Source organism: Methylocystis sp. SB2 (genome assembly GCF_049817085.1).
Taxonomy (GTDB): Bacteria; Pseudomonadota; Alphaproteobacteria; order Rhizobiales; family Beijerinckiaceae; genus Methylocystis; species Methylocystis rosea.
In genome coordinates this window covers 3,408,185-3,428,673 of record NZ_CP187401.1, presented here as the reverse complement: position 1 = coordinate 3,428,673, position 20,489 = coordinate 3,408,185, and the positions used below count along the sequence as shown (strand labels likewise).

The 20,489-nt window shown below is 63.8% G+C and carries 22 protein-coding genes; 12 read left to right on the top strand and 10 right to left on the bottom strand.

Annotated features, from left to right (window positions below; genetic code table 11):
* Positions 1 to 6 precede the first annotated feature (6 nt).
* From ACPS74_RS16655 to ACPS74_RS16640, 4 genes are all read right to left on the bottom strand, one after another.
* A complete protein-coding gene (locus tag ACPS74_RS16655) occupies positions 7 to 486 on the bottom strand; it encodes a DNA polymerase III subunit chi (protein WP_029651953.1) in 480 nt (159 codons plus the stop codon).
* Between the two features lie 179 nt (positions 487 to 665).
* The gene (locus ACPS74_RS16650) at positions 666 to 977 is read right to left on the bottom strand and encodes a BON domain-containing protein (RefSeq protein ID WP_029651954.1); all 312 of its coding nucleotides are present in this window, start codon (positions 975 to 977) and stop codon (positions 666 to 668) included.
* A 58-nt stretch (positions 978 to 1,035) separates the two neighbouring features.
* A complete protein-coding gene (locus tag ACPS74_RS16645; RefSeq protein WP_029651955.1) occupies positions 1,036 to 1,431 on the bottom strand; it encodes a DUF4383 domain-containing protein in 396 nt (131 codons plus the stop codon).
* 321 nt (positions 1,432 to 1,752) lie between these two features.
* The gene (locus tag ACPS74_RS16640) at positions 1,753 to 3,303 is read right to left on the bottom strand and encodes a leucyl aminopeptidase (RefSeq protein ID WP_029651956.1); all 1,551 of its coding nucleotides are present in this window, start codon (positions 3,301 to 3,303) and stop codon (positions 1,753 to 1,755) included.
* 389 nt (positions 3,304 to 3,692) lie between these two features.
* Between ACPS74_RS16640 and lptG the strand changes: the two genes are divergently transcribed.
* From lptG to aat, 8 genes are all read left to right on the top strand, one after another.
* Positions 3,693 to 4,778 (top strand): LPS export ABC transporter permease LptG, encoded by a 1,086-nt coding sequence (gene lptG / locus ACPS74_RS16635; protein ID WP_029651958.1) that lies wholly within the window; start codon positions 3,693 to 3,695, stop codon positions 4,776 to 4,778.
* A complete protein-coding gene (locus ACPS74_RS16630) occupies positions 4,778 to 7,360 on the top strand; it encodes an LPS-assembly protein LptD (protein WP_029651959.1) in 2,583 nt (860 codons plus the stop codon). The genes lptG and ACPS74_RS16630 overlap by 1 nt, the downstream gene beginning before the upstream one ends.
* Positions 7,361 to 7,439: 79 nt before the next feature.
* Positions 7,440 to 8,228, top strand: coding sequence for a DsbA family protein (locus ACPS74_RS16625; protein ID WP_029651960.1), 789 nt, complete (start codon positions 7,440 to 7,442; stop codon positions 8,226 to 8,228).
* Between the two features lie 92 nt (positions 8,229 to 8,320).
* Positions 8,321 to 8,764, top strand: a complete 444-nt coding sequence (aroQ, locus tag ACPS74_RS16620) for a type II 3-dehydroquinate dehydratase (protein WP_018407746.1) — start codon at positions 8,321 to 8,323, stop codon at positions 8,762 to 8,764.
* A gap of 7 nt (positions 8,765 to 8,771) precedes the next feature.
* Positions 8,772 to 9,296 carry an acetyl-CoA carboxylase biotin carboxyl carrier protein gene (gene accB, locus ACPS74_RS16615; protein WP_029651961.1) on the top strand — a complete coding sequence of 175 codons (525 nt, stop codon included), beginning with the start codon at positions 8,772 to 8,774 and terminating at the stop codon, positions 9,294 to 9,296.
* Between the two features lie 13 nt (positions 9,297 to 9,309).
* Positions 9,310 to 10,668, top strand: a complete 1,359-nt coding sequence (gene accC / locus ACPS74_RS16610; protein WP_029651962.1) for an acetyl-CoA carboxylase biotin carboxylase subunit — start codon at positions 9,310 to 9,312, stop codon at positions 10,666 to 10,668.
* Positions 10,669 to 10,686: 18 nt separating this feature from the next.
* Complete coding sequence (locus ACPS74_RS16605) at positions 10,687 to 11,007, top strand: MliC family protein (RefSeq protein ID WP_036242326.1); 321 nt, start codon at positions 10,687 to 10,689, stop codon at positions 11,005 to 11,007.
* Positions 11,008 to 11,075: 68 nt separating this feature from the next.
* Positions 11,076 to 11,744, top strand: a complete 669-nt coding sequence (gene aat / locus ACPS74_RS16600; RefSeq protein WP_029651963.1) for a leucyl/phenylalanyl-tRNA--protein transferase — start codon at positions 11,076 to 11,078, stop codon at positions 11,742 to 11,744.
* On the opposite strand, the gene ACPS74_RS16595 is transcribed toward aat, so the two are convergent.
* Together ACPS74_RS16595 and ACPS74_RS16590 are read right to left on the bottom strand one after the other, a co-directional pair.
* Positions 11,741 to 12,496, bottom strand: coding sequence for a DUF2155 domain-containing protein (locus ACPS74_RS16595; protein ID WP_029651964.1), 756 nt, complete (start codon positions 12,494 to 12,496; stop codon positions 11,741 to 11,743). The genes aat and ACPS74_RS16595 overlap by 4 nt on opposite strands.
* Positions 12,497 to 12,582: 86 nt before the next feature.
* Positions 12,583 to 12,990, bottom strand: coding sequence for an NADH:ubiquinone oxidoreductase subunit NDUFA12 (locus tag ACPS74_RS16590; RefSeq protein WP_029651965.1), 408 nt, complete (start codon positions 12,988 to 12,990; stop codon positions 12,583 to 12,585).
* Positions 12,991 to 13,116: 126 nt separating this feature from the next.
* Here ACPS74_RS16590 and ACPS74_RS16585 point away from each other — a divergent pair, with 126 nt between their 5' ends.
* Positions 13,117 to 14,328 carry an FAD-dependent oxidoreductase gene (locus ACPS74_RS16585; protein ID WP_029651966.1) on the top strand — a complete coding sequence of 404 codons (1,212 nt, stop codon included), beginning with the start codon at positions 13,117 to 13,119 and terminating at the stop codon, positions 14,326 to 14,328.
* Between the two features lie 152 nt (positions 14,329 to 14,480).
* On the opposite strand, the gene ACPS74_RS16580 is transcribed toward ACPS74_RS16585, so the two are convergent.
* From ACPS74_RS16580 to ACPS74_RS16570, 3 genes are all read right to left on the bottom strand, one after another.
* Positions 14,481 to 15,302: a YncE family protein gene (locus ACPS74_RS16580; RefSeq protein ID WP_036242346.1), complete on the bottom strand. Its 822-nt coding sequence runs from the start codon at positions 15,300 to 15,302 to the stop codon at positions 14,481 to 14,483.
* A 233-nt stretch (positions 15,303 to 15,535) separates the two neighbouring features.
* On the bottom strand, positions 15,536 to 16,105 hold the full coding sequence (locus ACPS74_RS16575) for an SRPBCC family protein (protein WP_029651968.1): 570 nt from the start codon (positions 16,103 to 16,105) through the stop codon (positions 15,536 to 15,538).
* A 10-nt stretch (positions 16,106 to 16,115) separates the two neighbouring features.
* The gene (locus ACPS74_RS16570; protein ID WP_029651969.1) at positions 16,116 to 16,667 is read right to left on the bottom strand and encodes an SRPBCC family protein; all 552 of its coding nucleotides are present in this window, start codon (positions 16,665 to 16,667) and stop codon (positions 16,116 to 16,118) included.
* 211 nt (positions 16,668 to 16,878) lie between these two features.
* On the opposite strand from ACPS74_RS16570, the gene ACPS74_RS16565 reads away from it, so the two are divergent.
* The 3 genes from ACPS74_RS16565 to ACPS74_RS16555 are packed head-to-tail and all read left to right on the top strand — an operon-like array spanning position 16,879 to position 19,336.
* The gene (locus ACPS74_RS16565) at positions 16,879 to 17,295 is read left to right on the top strand and encodes a hypothetical protein (protein WP_029651970.1); all 417 of its coding nucleotides are present in this window, start codon (positions 16,879 to 16,881) and stop codon (positions 17,293 to 17,295) included.
* Between the two features lie 31 nt (positions 17,296 to 17,326).
* Complete coding sequence (locus ACPS74_RS16560) at positions 17,327 to 18,472, top strand: extracellular catalytic domain type 1 short-chain-length polyhydroxyalkanoate depolymerase (protein ID WP_029651971.1); 1,146 nt, start codon at positions 17,327 to 17,329, stop codon at positions 18,470 to 18,472.
* Positions 18,473 to 18,520: 48 nt separating this feature from the next.
* Entirely contained in the window at positions 18,521 to 19,336 is an 816-nt protein-coding gene (locus tag ACPS74_RS16555) for a lysophospholipid acyltransferase family protein (protein WP_036242329.1), read from the top strand.
* 186 nt (positions 19,337 to 19,522) lie between these two features.
* On the opposite strand, the gene ACPS74_RS16550 is transcribed toward ACPS74_RS16555, so the two are convergent.
* Positions 19,523 to 20,431 carry a GNAT family N-acetyltransferase gene (locus ACPS74_RS16550; protein ID WP_029651973.1) on the bottom strand — a complete coding sequence of 303 codons (909 nt, stop codon included), beginning with the start codon at positions 20,429 to 20,431 and terminating at the stop codon, positions 19,523 to 19,525.
* Positions 20,432 to 20,489: the final 58 nt, after the last annotated feature.

Sequence of the window (20,489 nt, the reverse complement as noted above, 5' to 3'; positions counted from 1 at the left end):
CGTGATCTATGCCTTCGGTTCGCGCGCCTTCTCTACCCATCCGCCGCCCTCGCTCTGCTGGTGATAGACGAGGCTATAGCCTAGATCGCGCAGTTCTTTCCATTGCGCGCGCGCGTCGGCAAGTTCGGCGTCGTCGTGTCCGTCAAAAACCAGCGCGGCGCGTTCGCGCGGCGCGCCAGAGCCGGCGAGCGCCGGGGCGATGCGCGCGCCTTCCACGAAGAATCGCACATCGGCGTCGTTGGGATTGTCGTTCTCGCAAGTCAGATAGATCGGCTGCGCCTCCGGCGCGCCGTCGGCCTTCGTCCCGTGCGGGAGAAAGCTCTCCGGGCGGTACGACCAGAGATCGGCGTCGAGCCGCTGGAGACGCGTTTCGCTCATCGCCTGCACGACGGCGCGCCAGCCGCGCGCGCGCGAACGCTCGAGGAGCGTCGGCAGCGTCTGCTCCACAGTGGCGCGGGTGAGATGATAGAAGGCGATCTCGGGCATGGCGGGCGCCTTTCAAACCCCGCTATGTCGGAACTCTCCCCCTCGCGCAAGTTCGAGTGTCATACACTCCCGGTAAAAACGTGTGAATTTTTGAGAAAGAGCCGAAAGGGCCGGACACGGCGACAGCAAAGCTCAATCAGGGCAAGGCGCGCGCGGTTGTGTTGAGGCTTGAACGCGCCTTACGTCTCGCCCGGCGTCCAGGAGGGCGGATCGCTCGCCGGAAAGGATTCGACCCCGGCCTGGTAGACGTCGTCTTTCGGCGCCTCCCAAACCCCGCTGATGGTCAGGGCGTTTTTGACCTTGAGGGGCGAAGCGGCCGTTGAAGCGGCATATTCCGCCTCCATCCACTCAGCTGACGAGGCGACGGAGCCTTTCAGTACGACTTCTCCCTCGACGATCTCGACCGAGATCGACTTGGCGTCCGCCAGAGGGCTCTTGTCGAGGGCCTCGCGGACGGCGTCGCGAAGCTCCATTGTGTCCATACCGGTCATCGCAGCCTCGGCCCAAAGCGCCGCAGCCCGAAGGCTGCGGCGCGGCGCTTTGCAGCTTTTACATATGGGCCGTGGTGACCGATCGTTCCATGGGCTTCGTGAAGCCGATCGCGAGCAGGACGACAGCCAGGAATGCATGCAGCCAGTGGTCGGCGTGGTTCATCTCCACCAGCCCACCGAACTCGGCGACGTTTGGCGCAAGGAAACCGAGAATGGCGATCGCCGTATAGACGATGGCCACGGTGCGAATCATGAGGACCGGGACGCCGAAATAGGGGCTGAGCAGCAAGAGCGCTCCGGTGATGAGATGCACGAAGTTGTGCGCTGCATTGACGTGGAAGTAGCCGCCGTCAGAGACGATCGGATTGGGGATGAACCCCAGCAGGCCGACCGCCACGAATACGACGCCGAGAATGGTCGCGATAAAATCCGCGTTCCATCGAGATTCGATCATGATGCGTTCCTTTCAGTCCAGGACAACTGAACTGACCATCAGATTGGGCGGCGAATAGATTTTTCCATTAAAAAGGGGACAGAATAATGTATTTACGCATGCTGGCTGAAGCTTTAGCAGCAATGCCGGCGTTAACGCGGCAATATTTAATGCTTACTGCTGCATCTGTTTCTTGACGCTATTCATTGCGTCTGCCTACGCTAGCGCCCAATCTTCTGCTCGGCCGTAAGAATCGAGAGCCCAGCAACAGAAGAACTTCCGCAGTCTGGCTGAAGCGACAGTCGGGGCCTATCGCTCCGGCCTAGATTGAGTGACCGGCAGCTACCCCTCATAATAATCCCGCACCAGCCGGTCGAGCAGCCGCACGCCCCAGCCGGCGCCCCAGCTCTGGTTGGTGTCGCTCATCGGCGAGCCCATGCCCGTGCCGGCGATGTCGAGATGCGCCCAGGGCGTCTTGCCGACGAAACGCTGAATGAAATGCGCGGCGGTGATCGAGCCGGCATGCCGGCCGCCGGTGTTCTTCATATCGGCGAATTTCGAGTCGATCAGCTTGTCATAGGCGGGACCCATCGGCATGCGCCACAGCTTCTCGCCGATGTGGTTCCCGGATTTGGTCAGGCGTTCGGCAAGTTCGTCGCTATTGGTGAAAAGCCCGCAATATTCCTGGCCCAGGGCGACGAGAATGGCGCCGGTGAGCGTCGCCAGATCAATGACGGCGGCGGGCTGATGCTTCTCTATAACGTATGTCAGCGCATCGGCGAGGACGAGCCGGCCTTCGGCGTCGGTGTTCACGATCTCGATCGTCTGGCCCGACATGGATTTGACGATGTCCCCCGGCCGCTGCGCCTTGCCGTCCGGCATGTTCTCGACGAGGCCGAGCACGCCGACGACATTGGCCTTCGCCTTGCGGGCGGCGATCGCGTACATGGCCCCGGTCACGGCGGCGGCGCCGGCCATGTCGCCTTTCATGTCCTCCATCGAGGCGGCGGGCTTGATCGAAATGCCCCCGGAATCGAAAACGACGCCCTTGCCGACGAAGGCGAGCGGCGCCGCGCCCTCGGCGCCGCCGCTCCAGCGCAGCACGACGAGCCGGGCGCCCGCCTCGGACCCCTGCGCGACGCCGAGCAGCGCCCGCATCCCGAGTTCGGACATCGCCTTCTCGTCCAGGACCTCGACCTCAACGCCAAGCTTCATCAGCTCCGACGCGCGGCGGGCGAATTCGGGCGGAGTCAGGACGTTCGCCGGCTCATTGACGAGCGTCCTTGCGAGCATGACAGCTTCCGCCAAATGGCCGCCATCCGACATCGCGGCGCTATGGCCGTCCGGATCGGCCAAGGCCACGACGACCTCCATCGGCCCGTCGCGATCCGCCTCGTCCTTCTTTTTTGTCTTGTAATGGTCGAATTTGTAGGCGCGCAGCCAGCCGCCGAGCGCGAATTGACCGACCGAGTCGTGAGTGGCGGAAATCCCTTCCGGCAGATCGAACAGCACGACCGCCCGCGCGCCCGCACCTATTTTCGCCGCGGTTTGTCCGCCAAGCGCCACGAAGTCCTCGAAGGGCTTGGCGGCTTCGCCGCCGTCGGTCTCCTCCGCGGCGCCGAGGCCGATCAGAATCACCCGGCTCGCCGGCGCGCCGGGAGCCGCCAGAACCTCAAGCGACGTTCCCGATTTGCCCTTGAATTTCGCCGCCGCGGCGGCGCGCGACAGATGCGCGGCCGCATCCTTGAGCACGCTCGCGGCGCGCTCGCCCATGGCGAGGTCGCGGCCCACGAAAACGACGAGCGTTCGCGGATGCCCGGCTTCCTCGGGCTGGCGCAGCAGCGCTTCAGCGGCGTCGAATGGCTGGAGTTCATATTTGGCGTTGACGAGCATCAGGGCCTCTTGCCTCCTCCGCCGAAGCGGAAGTCGTTCCGGCGCGAATGCGTCGGTTTTTGAGAAAGTTAGCGCCGGCGGCGCGCCAGGCGCGCAATTTAACGGGAGCGGCCCGCAATATCTTCCCGCGGGCGACCGGGGTCAATCGCGGCTCTGGTCATTTTTTGAACTATTCCAGATTCGCATCCCGCCGCGGAATCGCCGCGATCTTTACGCAGAAATCCGGCGTGGCGCAAAAGCAACGCTTGCGAATTGAATATGTTGGGGCGGCTCAGAAGAGCCGCGCAACGCTTGCGCGGAAAGATGCGAGCGTCTAGCGATCGTTAACAGGGCTTTAACTGCTCCCGCCTGGGGCGGCGCGCCAGAACACTAGGAGGACAGCCGCAGCCATGATCGGGGCGACGATCACGCGCTATTTTGCGCTGCGGTTTATGCGTACGATTCTGGCGATCTTTTTTACGATTTTCTGCCTGATGTTCGTCGTGGTGTTCGTCGAGATGCTGCGGCGCGCCAGCGACAATCCGCAGGCCGGCGCGGCGACCGTCGCGCTGATGACGGCGATGCGGGTGCCGGCGGCCGCCGAGATGATCCTGCCTTTCGCCGTTCTCTTCGGATCGATGGCGACCTTCGTCGACCTCACCAGGAAACTTGAATTGATCGTCGCTCGCGCCGCCGGCATGTCGGTTTGGCAGTTCATTGCCCCCCCGGCGCTCACCGCCCTGCTCATCGGGGTTGTGTCTGTGGCGATTTACAACCCGCTCTCGGCGTCGATGAAACAGCGCTCCGAGCAAATGGAGTGGGATCTTTTCGGCGTGCCCGGCAGTTTGCGCATCGACCACGGCGTCTGGCTGCGCCAGCATGGCGTCGACGGCCTCGCGATCATGCACGCCATGAACTCCTCGAATGGCGGCTCGGAGCTCTCGGAGGTCAGCGTCAACATTTACGCGGCGCGCGGCGGTTTCCTGGAGCGGGTCGAAGCGCGTCACGCGCGCCTCGAGCCCGGGGTCTGGGTGCTCGAAAACGCGCAGGTCAGCCTGCCCGGAGAGCCGGCGCGCAGCGTCGGTTCTTACATGCTCGCCACCGACCTGACGCCCGAGCAGGTTGCGGCGGCGACGACGCCGCCGCAAGGCACGCCGTTTTGGTCGCTGCCGGAAATGACGGCGCGCACCGCCGAAGCGGGTCTCGACGCGACCGGCTATCGGCTGCAGTTTCAGACGCTTCTTGCGCGACCGCTGCTGCTCGTCGCCATGGTTCTCGTCGCCGCTTCCTTTTCATTAAGATTCTTTCGATTTGGCGGGGTCGCAAAAACCCTTTCGGGTGGCGTGGCCGCGGGCTTCGTGCTTTACATCGTTACTAAAGTCCTCTCGGATCTCGGCGGCGCAGGCATGGTCAGCCCTGTAGTGGCCGCATGGTCGCCTGCGCTTGTCGGGAGCATGTTGGGCACGGTCATTTTGCTCTATTCGGAGGACGGCTGATGGCGCTCACCAGCTCCTCCCGGCGCCTATCCCTTCTTGCGGGCGCGCTCGCTCTCGTCGAGGCGGCCTTCGCCCCGCACTCCGCCGCTGCCGCGCCGCCGGCCGCGGGCGCCGAGGCGCGCATGGTCGTCGAGGCCAAGGAGCTCGTCTATGACGAGAAAAAGAACACCGTCACGGCGCGCGGGGCCGTCCAGATCTATTACAAGGGCCGGCTGCTCGAAGCCGACCGCGTCACCTATGACCGCAACACGTCGCGCGTCTTCGCCGAGGGCCACGCCACGCTGACCGAGACCGACGGCTCCATCGCCAGGGCCGAGCGTTTCGACTTCACGGACGATTTCAAGAACGGGTTCATCGAGAGCCTGCAGGTCGACACCGTCAACAACACGCATTTCACCTCGCCGCGCGCCGAGCGGACCGGCGAGACGACGACCTTTGAAATGGGCACCTACACGGCCTGCGAGGCCTGTCGAAACGATCCCGCAAAGCCGCGCACGTGGTCGGTTCGCGCCAAACGGATCATTCACGACAACGTCGAGAAGATGGTCTATTACGAGGATGCGTCTTTCGAACTTCTTGGCGTGCCCGTCGCCTATGTGCCGTTCTGGTCGTCGCCGGACCCGTCGGTGAAGCGCAAGTCCGGTTTTCTGTCGCCGGTATTCATCTATCGCCAGCAGCTCGGCGCGGGCGTCGGCGTGCCTTACTTCTGGGCGATTGCGCCGGATTACGACCTCACCGTAACGCCGATTTATTTTTCCCGGCAGGGCCCGTTCGTGACGGCCGAATTCCGTCAGCGCTTTGATAATGGCGGATATACGATCCGCGGTCAGGGCACGCATGTGGGCGACACAGGCGCCTTCGCGCAAGCCCCGCTTGGCGCCGGCAACAAGCAGTGGCGCGGCGCCCTCCAGTCTTTCGGCGAATTCTGGCTCAACGACCGTTGGCGCGCTGGCTGGGACATCACGGCGCTGTCCGATCGCTACTTCCTGCAGGACTACCAGCAGTACAACTATCTCCTGCAGAACTATTTCTTCCGCGAAGCGTCATCGACGATCTATCTGACCGGCCAAGGACCGCGCAGCTATTTCGACATGCGCGGCTATTATTTCCAGCTGCTGTCGCCCAATGACGTGCAGGCGCAGCAGCCCGTCGTCCATCCGGTGATCGACTATAACCGCGTCTTCGACATCGATCCTGCGGCGACGGTAGGAGTCGGCGGACAGGTTGAACTCGACGCCAATGTGACGAGCACTTCCGCCAACGTCGCGAACTTCGAGTCCATCCAGCCGCGAACGCTCGACCGCATCTATAGCCTGTACAATGTTTGCCAGATTTACGGGCGGGCGCCCGACCCGGCGCAGAGCGGCTGTCTGTTGCGCGGCGTCGGCGGCGATTACCAGCACGCGACGATCAGCGGCGCCTGGAAGCGTAAAATCATCGATCCGGTCGGCGGCGTGTGGACCCCGTTCGCGTTCGCGCGTTTCGTCGGAAGTTATCTCGATTACGACCGGCAAGGCTTGTTCCCGATCTATAACCAAAGTCTGTCGGCGATCCCCAATGCCGCGCAGGGCCAGTTCTTCAACGGCGCCGACAACCGCTTCCGCGGCCAGGCGCTCCCGGGCTTCGGCGCCGAATGGCGCTACCCGATCCTCGCCAGAAGCTTTATCGGCGACATCGTCTTCGAACCGATCGCGCAGGTCATCGCCCGCCCCAACGAGACTTCAATTCCGTCGCTGGTGAACATCGACGCGCAAAGCCTCGTTTTCGACGATTCAACGCTGTTCGAGTGGAGCAAGTTCTCTGGCTACGACCGTTTCGAGACAGGCACGCGCCTCAACTATGGCGGCCAGGCCACCCTGTCGTTATCCAATGGCGGCTTCATCAACGCGATGATCGGCCAGTCGCGGCAGATCGCCGGCGCCAACTCCTATGCGCAGGCTGACGCGGCGAATGTCGGCCTCGATTCCGGCCTCGACTCGCGCGCGTCGGACATCGTCGGGCGGTTCGCCTTTGCGCCTTCATCCGTTATCAGCCTCGTCGCCAAGGGCCGCTTCGATAAGGGCAACTTGCGCGCGCGCCGGCTCGACGTGTTCGCGACAATGAATCTGGATCCGATCTCGCTCCAGCTCCAATACGCGAATTACGCGTCACAGCCGGCGATTGGCTTTGACGTGCGTCGTCAGGGACTGTCCGCGACCGGAAAATACGACATCACCAAAAACTATTTCCTGATGGGCACCGTCACCTTCGATATGAGCCGCTACCTCTATAACTCGCTCACCAATCCAACGACCACCTACTACGGAACGACGCTTACGGGCTCAAATCTCACCGGCACGGCGCCCCTATTCTCGGTCGCAACGCTCGGCGGCGGCATCGGTTATCAAGACGAATGCACGACGCTTTCGATCAATTATTCGCAGATCTATCAGCCGCAGTCCTACACGGGCCTGCCGGCGCGCAACCAGACCGTGATGGTCACGCTCCAGCTACGCACCCTGGGCGAAGCGAAGTTCAACTATGGCATCGGTTCAATGCTGGTGAACGATGGCGTGGGGACCGCCGCCGCCCTACCCCGCTAGATAATTGTTCTATCCTCGGTCGGGAGGACGCCCGCCGCCCCCTGTGCTAAAAGCGCGGCGACGAAGGGACCCGACACGAATGCGCTGTCGCGCAAAGGAGAATGCAATGAGCTTTTTTATCTCGCTCGCCGCCGGCGCATGTCTCGCTCTAGGCGCAGCGACGCCGCTCTTCGCCGAGGAGCTTTCAGGCAAGCAGAAGGTTGAGATCGAGAAGGTCGTGCACGACTATCTCATTGCGAACCCGGAAGTGGTCCGGGAAGCAATTGACGAACTTGGAAAGCGCGAGAAAGTCGCCGAGGCCGCCACGCGCGAAAAGGCCGTCGGCCAACACGGTGATAAAATCGTGAACTCGCCCAACCAGGCCGTCGTGGGCAATCCCAGCGGCGACGTCACGCTCGTCGAGTTCTTCGACTACAACTGCGGCTACTGCAAGCAGTCGATGGCTTCGGTCGCCAAGTTGATCGAGGCGGACCCCAAGTTGCGGGTGGTGCTCAAAGACTTCCCCATTCTCGGCCCCGACTCCGTCGAGGCGGCGCAGGTCGCGACCGCTGCGCGCATGCAGCTCGACAGCCAGAAGTTCTGGGAGTTCCATCGCAAGCTGCTCTCGACTCGCGGCCACATCGGCAAGCAACAGGCGCTGGCGGCGGCGAAGGACGTCGGCGCCGATATGCCCCGTCTCGAGAAGGACATGTCGAGCGCGGAGACAAAGGCCGCACTGAAGGAAGTCGCGACGCTGGCCGATGAGCTGCGGTTCGATGGAACGCCCGCCTGGGTGATCGGCAAAGAGGCGATCGTCGGCGGCGTGCCCTACGCGCAACTGAAAGCCAAGATCGAAAACATGCGCAAATGCGGCAAGTCCGACTGCTAGCGCGGCGACGGGCTTCCTTTGCGGCGACAACGAGGCTAAGACAGGCGGCCTGCCGCCCTTGAGATTTTTCTGGGAACGTTTTCGGAAGCGCTATGTCAGCCGTCCATGTGCTTAACGGTCCCAATCTCAATCTTCTCGGCAGGCGTGAGCCCGCGATCTACGGAACGGCGTCGCTCGACGATATCCGCGCGACGCTGGAGAAGCGTTGCGCCGAACGCGGCGTGTCGCTGGTTTTCCGGCAATCCAACCACGAAGGCGATCTCGTCGACTGGATCCATGAAGCCGGCAGCGCGGGGGCGCCTGTCATTTTGAACGCTGGCGCGCTGACGCACACATCGATCGCGCTCTATGATGCGATCAAGGGCGCGGAAGCTGTGGTCATCGAAGTGCATCTATCCAATGTGCACGCGCGCGAAAGCTTTCGGAGCCATTCCTACATCTCGCCCGCGGCCCGCGGCGTGATCGCGGGGTTCGGCCCGCTCTCATACATTCTTGCCCTCGACGCTGTCTTTGAAAACGAACTGAGAAAGAGCTGAGACACTTATGGCGCGCAAAGCTCAACCGCCTCGAACCGCTTCCTCCCGCAAACCGGCGTCGGTCTCCGCGCCCGCGCCCGTCATCGACTCGGATCTGCTGCGAACGATTGCGGAGCTCGTCGCAAACTGCAATTTGACCGAATTTGAGGTGGAGAAGGGCGACTTGCGTATCCGCGCGGCGCGCACGCCTGCCGCAGCAATCGCGAGCGTCGTCGCGCCGTCGGTCCAGCAGCCCCTGCCGCCGCCAGCGGCAAAGCCGGTCACGTCCCCGGCTCCCGTCGCGGAGCCCCCCGAATACCTGGATGCGGTGAAGTCGCCCATGGTCGGCACCGCCTATCTTCGGCCGAACCCCGACGCAAAGCCCTTCGTCGAGATCGGCGCGCGCGTTTCGCTCGGCGACAAGCTCTTGCTGATCGAAGCGATGAAGACCTTCAACGACATCGTCGCCACCAAATCCGGCATTGTGACGGCCATACTGGTCGAGGACGGCCAGCCAGTGGAATACGGCGAACCTCTCCTCGTGATCGAGTAGGCGGCGGTAAGAGATGTTCGACAAGATCCTTATCGCCAACCGCGGCGAAATCGCGCTGCGCATCCTACGCGCAGCCAAGGAATTAGGCGTCGCAACGGTCGCCGTGCATTCGACCGCCGACGCCGACGCCATGCATGTCAAGCTCGCCGACGAGTCCGTCTGCATAGGGCCTGCCCCCGCCCGCGACTCCTATCTCAATATTCCCGCCCTGCTCTCCGCCTGCGAAATCACCGGCGCGGACGCCGTGCATCCGGGCTACGGTTTCCTTTCGGAGAATGCGCGCTTCGCGGAGATTCTCGAAGAACACAACATCACCTTCATCGGCCCGAAATCCGAGCACATCCGCCTGATGGGCGACAAGATCGAAGCCAAGGCGACCGCAAGGAAGCTTGGCATTCCTTGTGTGCCAGGGTCCGACGGGCCGATCCTGAGCGAAAAAGAAGGGCTGAAGATCGCCGAAAGGATCGGCTTTCCCGTTCTGGTGAAGGCGGCGTCCGGCGGCGGCGGCCGCGGCATGAAGGTCGCGCGCGACGCGCATGACCTTCCCATCGCGATCGCCACCGCGCGCACCGAAGCAAAGGCCGCGTTTGGCGACGATACGGTCTACATCGAGAAATTTCTCGAAAAGCCGCGTCATATCGAGTTCCAGATTTTCGGCGACGGCAAGGGCCAGGCGGTTCACCTCGGCGAGCGCGACTGTTCGCTCCAGCGCCGACACCAGAAGATCTGGGAAGAGAGCCCCTCGCCCGCGCTCAACGACGCCCAGCGTTCGGAGATTGGCGAGATCTGCTCACGCGCCATGCGAGACATGCAATACGCGGGCGCCGGCACGATCGAGTTTCTCTACGAAAACGGCGAATTCTATTTCATCGAGATGAATACGCGCATTCAGGTCGAGCATCCGGTGACGGAGGCGATCACCGGCGTCGATCTCGTCTGCGAACAGATCCGGGTCGCGGCAGGCTCGCCGCTCTCCCTGCGACAGCAAGACATGTGGTTCTACGGCCACGCCATCGAATGCCGCGTAAACGCCGAGCACCCCACGAGCTTCAGGCCCTCGCCGGGGCGCATCGCTTATTACCATCCGCCCGGCGGCGTCGGCGTCCGCGTCGATTCAGCGGTCTATCAGGGCTATACGATCCCCTCCAACTACGACTCGCTCATCGGAAAACTGATCGTTCACGGGCGCAACCGAACGGAAGCGCTGATGCGACTGCGTCGCGCGCTCGACGAATTTATCGTCGACGGCATCGATACGACGCTGCCGCTGTTCCGCACGCTCGTGCGCAACGCCGACGTTCAAAACGGCATTTACGACATTCATTGGCTGGAGCATTTTTTGGCGACGGGCGGCATCGAGCCCGGTTTTTAGAGCGAAGGGTGGAAGTAGATGAACCGATCCTTGGTCATCGTCGCAGCAGTTCTGGCGGCAGCTGCGCCGATCTCATCCGCCCACGCAAAAACCACCATGCGCGGTCCCTTCGTCTTCACTTGTTCGGGCGATCCCAACGCGGCTCTGAGCGTCACTTTCCTTGGCGCGAACGCCAATCGCGCCAAACTTGTCTTTAAAGGCGAGACTGTGATGGCCAAACAGGCCATGGCCGCGAGCGGCGCGCGCTACGTCGCAAAGAATATCGAGTTCTGGAACAAGGGCGACGACGCGATGGTCGAGTGGCGGGGCGCGAAGCTCAACTGCACGACGCATAATTAATTCGATTTCTTTAAAGAAACTCGCCGCCGAGGGTGGCGCGGCGTTCTCGCGCCGCTATCCTTGAGTATATGTCCCGCCTCAACGCCCCCTATGCGATCACCCCGCATCTTCTGCTCCGCGCCTATTCCATCGGGCTTTTCCCGATGGCCGAGAGCGCTGACGACGATCAGCTTTACTGGGTTGATCCGGAGCGGCGCGCGATCTTTCCGCTCGACGACTTCATCGTGTCGCGCTCCCTGGCCAAGACCGTAAGGTCCGACCGCTTCGAGGTCATCGTCGATCGCGATTTCGACGCGGTGATCGAAGCTTGCGCCGCTCCCGCGTTTCGACGCGAGCGGACCTGGATCAACGCCGAAATTCACAGGCTTTACCGCGAGTTGTTCGATATCGGCTTCGCACATACGGTCGAATGCCGCCTCGATGGGCGTCTCGTCGGAGGGCTCTACGGCGTCGCTCTCGGGAGCGCGTTTTTCGGGGAGAGCATGTTCCATCTGGAGCGCGACGCCTCAAAGGTCGCGCTCGTCCACCTGATGGGGCGACTACGGGCGGGCGGCTTCCAGCTGCTCGACACGCAATTCATTACGCCGCATCTCGCCTCGCTCGGCGCGATCGAGGTTTCACGCGAGGAATATCATCGCGCGCTCGAACAGGCGCTCCCGGAGAAGGCCAACTTCAACGTCTGGCCCAAGAACGCGCCCGTGAGCGGCGCTCAGGCGCTGGCCGCGCTTGCGGATTAGAAGGGAAACAGCGGGTTGCTCGCTGGAGGCGGCGCCGCAGCGGGGCTGGGCTGTTCGGCGCGCCGCTTCTTCTTCTTGCGCCCGCCCGCTGACGCGGCAGGATCTTCCGCTGGCGCAGGCGCCGCCTCAGGCTCGACGGGCGCCGGAGCGGCCTGATCTACGGGCCCGATCGGCTGATTTTCCATCGGCGGCGGCGCTGCCGGCTCGACTCTGCGCGAGCGGCGCTTCTTGCCGCTGGCGCCTTCAGGAGCAGTGGTCGCCTCGGCCTCGGCAGGCGGAGCCGCCGGCGCGGCCGCCTCGGCGGGCGGCGCGACCGTCTCCTTGCCGCCTTTGCAGTCGACCAGCCAGACGTCATAAACCGGATGTTCGACGCCGTGGAGACCGGGACTTGCGGCGAACATCCAGCCCGAGAAGACGCGCTTCGCCTCTTGTTTAGCGTCGGTCTTGACCGATTCGGGCTTGGGGTCGCCCCGGCGTTCCGGCTTGAGGATGAGTTCGTCCACCTCGACGAAGCTCGTCGTCTGCGGCGTTTCGGTCTGCGGTCGCGTGTTGCACACACGCGGCGTCACCTGAAGGGCGCCGAACTGCACGGTTTCGTCGATCGCGACGTCAAAATTGATGATGCGGCCAGTGGTTTTGTCGAGGCCGGCGAAGATCGCGGTCGGGTGCCGGATCGGCTCGGCTGACGCGGCGACCGCAAATAAAGCCCAAGCGCCGACAGCCGCTGGCGTCAGGGATAAGGGCAACTTCATCCGATCACCGCATGATTCTCCGCCCGCCTCAACAACAGGCCGGGGACGAAAGCAGGCAAGAAAGGCCTTTCCAAGGAGAGAGCCGCTCAGCCTTCGGGCCGCCAAGGGGCGTAGTCGCCGCCGGCGGGCGGCCGCTCGCCCAGCGCAAGCTGAGAGCCCGGCGGCCGATAGGCCTGCGGCGTTCCGGTCAAATTGGCCTGATGCGGAAGCTCCCAACCGCGCGGCCGATAGGTCTCATCCGTCGGCGGCGTATCCACCGTGTGGTGCAGCCAGCCATACCATCCGGGCGGCGTCGCCGAACCCTCGCAATAGCCGTTATAGATCACCCAGCGCCGTTCAAAGCCGAGCGCCGAATCGATCTTGCCGCCGCGCCGACGGTAATAAACATTGCCGAATTCATCTTCGCCGACGCGCTCGCCGTACAGCATCGTCCACAGGCCGGTGCTGAGCGTGGCGCGGTTCCACCAGGTGAAGAAGCGAACGATATAGGACATGTATTTGGCGTCCTCGATTTTGTGGCCCCTTATTGCGTCTGATGGCGCCAATGTCCAGCCTTGCCGCAATCCCGCAATGGCAGCCGCTCGCGCTTCCGCTTGCGACGCCCCCAGACGGAGTAGTGCATGTCCGCGACACTTTCGACCCAGTGCTGCGTCGTTGGCGGCGGCCCTGCCGGCTTGATGGCCGGATTTCTGCTCGCGCGCGCCGGCGTCGACGTCATCGTCCTCGAAAAACACGCTGACTTTCTGCGTGATTTTCGCGGCGACACGATTCACCCGTCGACGCTGCGCATCATGGACGAACTCGGCCTGCTCGATGAATTCCTGCGCCTTCCGCACCACAAGACCTATGAGCTTTCGGCCTGGATCGGCGAGCGTCAATACAAGGTCGCCGACTTTTCGAGCCTGCCCGGCGAAGGCAATTTCATCGCCTTCATGCCGCAATGGGATTTTCTCGATTTCATTGCTGAGCATGCGCGCGCGCTGCCGAATTTCCGCCTTCTCATGCAGACCGCTGGCGACGACCTCCTGTTTGACGGCGATCGCGTCTGCGGCGTTTCGGCGAATGGGCCAGAAGGAGAATTGAAGATCGAGGCCAAGCTCGTCATCGCCGCCGATGGGCGCAGCTCGCGGATGCGCGAGGACGCGAAGCTCCCCGTCGAGGATTTTGGCGCGCCGATGGACGTGCTGTGGTTCAAACTGCCGCGCAAGGACAGCGATCCCGACGAAAGCTTCGGCCGAATCGCGCCGGGGCGCATGCTCGCGATGATCGATCGCGGCGCCTATTGGCAATGCGGCTGCGTCATCCCCAAGGGCGACGCCGAAAAATTGCGCGAGAAAGGCATCGAGTCGTTTCGCGACTCCATCGCCGGCTTAACGCCCTTCCTTGCCGATCGCGTCAGCGCGCTTAAGGATTGGACCGACGTGAGCCTGCTGACCGTGCAGGTCAACCGCCTCAAGATTTGGAGCCGCCCCGGATTGCTGTGCATCGGCGACGCCGCGCACGCCATGTCGCCGGTTGGCGGCGTCGGCGTGAACCTGGCGATCCAGGACGCCGTCGCGGCCGCCAATCTCCTTGCCGCAAAGCTGCGCGACGATGCGCTAAGCGACGACGATCTCGCCGCCGTGCAGCGCCGGCGGGAGTTTCCGACCCGCGTGACGCAGGCCCTTCAGCTCGCCATCCAAAATCGCGTGGTGCGCAGCGTGCTCTCGGCGCAAAAACCCTTGGACGCGCCGCTGGCGCTGCGACTCCTTAGCGCCATACCGTTGCTGCGCAGATTGCCGGCGCGGCTCATCGGTCTCGGCGTGCGGCCCGAGCATATTGAAACGCCGTGATGCAATCCCTCTTGTCATTCCCGGCAGGCCGGCGGCCTGACCGGGAATCCAGAGCCGATCCAAGAACGCTGGCTTTACTCTGGATTCCCGATCGCGCTTCGCGCGTCGGGAATGACATCCTAACCGTTCAAACGACTGCTGTATGGCTGCGATCACTCGGCGTCGCGAATAAAGGCGCCGAAAGCGCGCGGGCCGTCGCCGGTCTCGGCTTTCCCGAGAACTTTCAGCGTCTGCGCGTCGAGCGCCCAGAGTTCGTTCGAGAACCAATTGGCGACATAGACTCGCGCGCCGTCGCCACTGACCGCAAGCCCTTCCGGATATTCGCCGACCTTCAGAGTTTGAAGCGGCGCCAAGGTCTCGGCGTCAAAGACGCTGACGCTGTCGGCATGCTGATTGGCGACGAAGATTCGGCCCTTGGCGAGCGCCACCGTGTAAGGCCGGCTGCCGCATTTGAGCGTCGCGACGACTTTGCGCGACGCGAGGTCGATGACGCTGAGGTCATCCGACTCCACGTTCGCCGAATAGGCGCGCGCGCCGGAAGCGTCGATCGTCACGCCGAAAGGATGCTTGCCGACCGCGATGGTCGCGACGCGAGAAAACGTCGCCGCGTCGATCATGGAAAGCGCATTGTCGTCGCGGTCGGCGACGATGATCGTCTTGCCGTCCGGCGTGACGGCGACGCCCGACGCCATTGCGCCGACGCCGACGCTGCGCTGCGCGCCATTCGCCAGATCAATCTCGACGAGGCGCCGGCCATAGAGATCGGCGACATAGACGCGCTTGCCGTCCGGGCTTGCGGCGACGCCGAGCGGCCCGCCGTCGACCGGAATGCGCTTCTCGATGGTGCGGGTCGCCGCGTCGATGACGGTGAGAAACTTGCCCTCGGGGCTGGTGATGAAGGCGCGCGCGCCGTCGCGCGACACCGCGACTCCCGCCGGCTTGCCGCCGATGGGCAGAGTCGCGACGGTCTGCATTTTGGAAAGATCGACAATCGAGAGGGCGTCGGCGCCTTGCGCGGTGACGAAAGCCTCGTCGGCGAGGGCGGGCGCGGAGAGAAGAAGGAGAGCGGCGAATAAGGCGCGCGGTCCCTTCTCCCGCTTGCGGGAGAAGGGACCGCGAAGCGGGGTCGGATGAGTGCCCTCACCCGTCACGCGTTCCGCGTGACACCCTCTCCCGCAAGCGGGAGAGGGAATTCGCGGCCACAGTTTCATCGCCCCTCCACCTTCGCCTTCAAGGCGGCGAGATAGGCGCGCTGCATCGCCGTGACCGCGGCGATGGCGACGTCGTCGTTCAATTCCGGCGGCGGGTTGTTGTTGGGATAGCCGCGGTAGAAGCGCGCCTTCCATTCGACCTGCGTCTTGCCGTCTTCGGCCGGCCGCAGCGTAATCAGCGCGGTGTAATTGGTCGCCGGCAGCCGCTTCACATCATCGCCTTCGCGATGCACGCCAAGCAGCATCCGTTCGGCGTCGCGCTTCGTCAGCAGTTCCTCAATGACGCCGCCGTCGGCCATGATCAGCCTGCGCCGCGCCTGATCGGGAACATCGTCGCCCGACGCTTCGACGCGGGCGACGCCCGGCAGCCAGTCGGCGTGAGCGAAGTCAGAGACGACCGCCCAGACTTTTTCGGGCGGCGCATCCACGATCGACGTCTCGACGACTTTCAGCGGCGACGCGCCATGCGCCGCGAATGCGATGACCGGGGCGAAGACGGAAAGCGCCGCCACCGCGCCGAGCAGTTGGCGGCGCGTGACGGCGATCGTGACCGGCGCTTTGCGCATGGCGCGGCGCTTACTTGCTCTCCGCCTTGGCCTTCAACGCGGCGAGGCCCGACTTGTAAATATCGCCCACCGCCTTCAGCCCCGCCTCGTCGGAAAGTTCCGGCGGCGGATCATTATTCATGAAGCCGCGATAAAACGCGCCCTTCCATTCGACGACGCTTTTGCCGCCCTCTTCCTTCACGCTGATCGTCGCAGCGTAGTTATTGACCGGCAGGACTTTCACGTCGACGGCGTCGATCTTGTAGCTCAGCGACTTGCCGTCGGCGTCATATTTGGTCAGCGTCTCGTCAATGACGCCGCCGTTCTTGAGGGTCAGCTTGCGCTTGGAGTCGACGGCGTTGCCGCCCGTCCCTTCGGTCTTTGCAATGCCGGGATGCCAGTTCCAATCCTGGAAATTGCCGACGATCTCCCAGACCTTCGCGGCCGGGGCGTCGATTTCGATCTTTTCGACGACCTTCTGGCGCGACGGGCCGTGCGCGAAGGCGGGACCGGCGAGCAGCCCGGCGGAAAACAGCGACAGGGCCGCAACGACACATGCGCGGCGCGCAAGCACAAACGTCATTAGGATCTCCCAGAAAGCCTGATCTTGGCCGCCAGTGTGAGCGGGCAGGCGCACATAAGGGCGCCTAAAGCGGCGGCGTCAAGAGTAGCGAAGAACTCGACCGCGTGGGCGCAGTCATCAGGTCGACGATGGCATAAAGGTCGTGTGCGCCACTTGCGCCCCAAGTCACGACCATCCATATACCATCCAGACGGATGGTAAGAGGATGGCGATGGCGGACCTACACAAATTACGCGAAAGGCCGCCGGAGGCCGAGAAAATCACGATCAATGTCGGATATGTCGATCTCGGCCATATCGATCTCTTGGTGCGCGAAGGCTTCTACTCCAACCGCACGGACTTCATCCGCACGGCGATTCGCAACCAGCTCGGCGCGCATGCAGACGCGGTCAAACAGTCCATCGTGCGCAACACGCTTGATCTCGGCCTGCGCCACTACAGCCGCGAAGACCTCGAGACCGTGAAGGCGGCCGGCCGCAGATTGCGCATCCATGTCCTGGGACTGGCGTCCATCGCCGAAGACGTAACGCCGGAACTCGCGCGCGAGACCATCGAATCCATCACCGTGCTCGGCGCGCTGCAAGCGAGTAAGTCCGTCAAGGCGGCGCTCCACGACCGCATCAGTTGACCTTCCCCATTCTCCCGCGAGGCGTAGACAAATGAAAAACCTCCTGACGAGCGCCTTCAACCGGGCGACGCAATTGACGCGCGAGCGAAATCTCGCGGAAGCGACGCGCGTGCTGATGGGCGCGCTGACGGCCGGCGGCGCTGCGACGCCAACGCCGCAGCCCGCCGCACATGCCGAGCCGCATCCCTCGACGTTTCGTCTGCGCCGCCCGCTCGGCGAGACGGTGGAGTTGCTGCGCCATGCCGGTCTTCCGGGCCTCAATCAAAGCGGCGCGCCGCTCGTCGGCCTGCGAAAAGCCCCCAACATCGACGTTCCGCCGGGCGCCGCCTATCTCTCGCGCAGCTATGTCGGCCCGGCCGGCGCACGCGACTATAAGGTCTATGCGCCCAATGGCGTTGGAGACGGCGAACGGCCTTTAATCGTGATGCTTCACGGCTGCTCGCAGAACCCCGACGATTTCGCCGTCGGCTCGCGCATGAATGAGCTGGCTGACGAACATGGTTTCATCGTCGCCTATCCGGCACAGTCGACCCAGGCCAATCAGATGGGCTGCTGGAACTGGTTCAACCCGGCGGATCAGACCCGCGAGAAGGGCGAGCCGAGCCTCATCGCCGGCCTGACCCGCGCCATCATGGCGGAATGGCGCGTCGATGAGTCGCGCGTCTATGTGGCGGGTTTGTCGGCCGGCGGCGCCATGGCGGCGACAATGGCCGCGACCTATCCGGAACTCTACGCCGCGGTCGGCATACATTCCGGTCTCGCGCATGGCTCGGCGAGCGACGTCGCCTCCGCCTTCGCGGCGATGGGCGGTAAATTCGAGCTCGGCGCGGCGCGCAGGTCGCTGTCTGACGACTACGTGCGGACGATCGTTTTCCACGGCGAAGCCGACCAGAAGGTGCATCCGACCAACGGCGAAACGATCATTGCAAAGGCTCGGCTCGATCTTGCCGATGCGATCGCCCGCGAAACGCGCGAGACCGGATCGGCGGGCGGGCGCAATTACAGCCGCACCGTCATCGCGGACGCGCGCGGCGTGCCGCAGCTGGAACATTGGGCTGTCGAGGAGCTCGGCCACGCCTGGTCGGGCGGCAATCCCGACGGCTCCTTCGCCGATCGCCATGGTCCCGAGGCCTCGCGCGAGATGGTGCGGTTTTTCCTGGCGGACGCGACGCCGTAGCGCAGGCGCTGTCACACGCCCGTCTTAGAGGCGCTGCATCTGCGCGCCATGGCCTATCTGCGCGCGCTCGCCTTCGTCCTCACGCTGGCGGGCGCTTTCATTTTCCTTGTTCCGCTCCAAGCGCTCGCGCGCCGGCGCGGCTGGCCGATTCAGCATGCGATCCAGATGCGCTTCTGCCGCGCGGTCTGCGCCGTCATCGGCATAAGGGTTGAGGCGCGCGGCGCCCTGCCCGCGACGGCGCCGCGCTTTGTCGTCGCCAACCATGTGTCATGGACCGACATCATCGCGCTCGCGAGCGTCTATCCGTTGGTCTTCCTAGCGAAGAGCGAAGTCGCAAGCTGGCCTGTGCTCGGACTGCTCGCGCGGCTGCAAGGCACGGTCTTCGTCGAACGCGGCGCGAGGCAGAATATTGCGCGCGTCAATGAGGCGCTCGCCGATGTGCTGCGCGCGGGCGGCGATCTCGTCGTCTTTCCCGAAGGCACGTCCAGCGACGGCGCGGCGGTCCTGCCCTTCCGCTCGGCGCATTTCGCGCCGCTGGAGGCGATGGCCGCGCGCGGCGAAGCGCCAACGCTCGCGCCTGTGGCGATCTCTTATTCAGACGGGTTGGAGAGGATAGATGTAGGCTGGTATGGCGACATGACCTTCCTGCCGCATCTGTGGCGATTGATGAAGCGCGGCCGCACGCGGTGTCGCATTGTCTTCGGCGAGGAAACTGAGACGAGCGGCAAGGACCGCAAGACGCTGGCGGCGGAGACGCGCGCGAGGGTGCGGGAGCTGCTCGTGTCGCATGGCCGCAACCGTGAATCGCCGAACTCCTCGTGCTTCGAGACGGTTGCTACGCAACCTCCTCAGCATGAGGCCTGACGAGACGTGGTGCACGAAACCCAACGCTGCTCAATAGTGCTTCGAGACAGCGGCTCCATTTGCGCAACCCAAGGCGCCTTATCCTGAGGAGCGCGCGCAGCGCACGTCTCGAAGGACAAGGGGCCGCTTTCACTGGCGCACTGTCATTCCCGGCAGGCCCTTCGCGCGTCGGGAATGACAGAGCGGCTAAGCGGCGCGGCGGTGCGGCGCGCCGCCGAAAAATTCCAGATAGCGCGCGTCGATCTCGGCGACTGGCATGACGACGAAAACATCCGTCGTGTTGAATTTGCGGTCGACGACCGCGCCATCGCCAAAACGCGCGCCGAGCCGCAGATAGCCTTTGATCAGCGGCGAGAGCGCGTCGCGCGCCTTGCGCGGATCGAACGCGTCGCGCGCCAGCATTCGCATCGGCGTGTGCAGCTCGTCTCGCGCGCTGACGCGCCACGTCTCTTCCGCCGGGGCGTAATGCGCCAGATAGCTCAAGGCCTGCGCGTGGGCGAGCGGATTGGCGCCGTGCAGGCTGGCGCAGCCGAACATCACGTCGATGTCATGCGCCCGCACATAGGCGAGAAGCCCGCGCCACAGGAGTTCAATGGTGCGCTTGCCGCGGTAGGGCGCGAGCACGCAGGAGCGCCCGAGTTCCAGCGCGCGCTTGCCGGCGTGACGGGCAAGGAGCGGCCCGACGTCATATTCGCTCTCGGAATAGAAGCCGCCGGCCTTCTTCGCCATGTCGTCGCGCATCAGCCGATAGGCGCCGACGATCTTCGGCCTGATCTTGCCGCGCCGCGTCTGCGCCGCGTGATCGATGACGATGAGATGATCGCAATATTTGTCGAAACGGTCGGCGTCGCGGCGGGTGAAGGCCGTGCGCGCATCGGGAATGGCGCCGCCTTCCTTGTAGAAGACGTCGTAACGCAGGCGCTGCGCCTTGCGCACTTCCCTCTTGCCGCGCGCGAGCCGCACTTCCAGCGCGCCGAGACGGCCGAGCGTTTCACTGAGCGTTTTCTTGGCCGCTTTCGGCTTTTTTGCATCCGCTTGCGGAAAATTGACGAGGGCGAAGATCGTCTGACCGAAATCCGCGTTGACCGTCCACATGTGCGACTCGCTCCGCTGCGATCTCCCCGCTTGAAGATCACGGGGAGGCGAAGCTTTT